This window comes from Algoriphagus aestuariicola (assembly GCF_017254835.1).
In the GTDB taxonomy this organism is placed as follows: Bacteria; Bacteroidota; Bacteroidia; order Cytophagales; family Cyclobacteriaceae; genus Algoriphagus; species Algoriphagus aestuariicola.
The window spans coordinates 1-280 of sequence record NZ_JAFKCW010000088.1 but is presented as its reverse complement, the minus strand read 5'-3'; the positions used below and the strand labels follow the sequence as shown (position 1 = coordinate 280).

Below are 280 nucleotides of genomic sequence, written 5' to 3'. Positions count from 1 at the left end.
GTAAAAGTGAGCCGTGTTCCTGACGGTGTTGCTGAATACAGCGTATGGGAGCTGAAGCTGCCGACGCTGCGCCAGCGACTGTTCCGCTGCGTGAGTATCCGTGAGAACGACGACGGCACGTATGCCATCACCGCCGTGCAGCATGTGCCGGAAAAAGAGGCCATCGTGGATAACGGGGCGCACTTTGACGGCGAACAGAGTGGCACGGTGAATGGTGTCACGCCGCCAGCGGTGCAGCACCTGACCGCAGAAGTCACTGCAGACAGCGGGGAATATCAGG

At 60.0% G+C, this 280-nt stretch carries 1 protein-coding gene; it reads left to right on the top strand.

Features of this window, described 5'->3' with window-relative positions; translation table 11 throughout:
- Positions 1-280, top strand: a 280-nt coding sequence (locus tag J0A67_RS22940) for a hypothetical protein (protein ID WP_206571711.1), incomplete at both ends; no start/stop codon positions are given.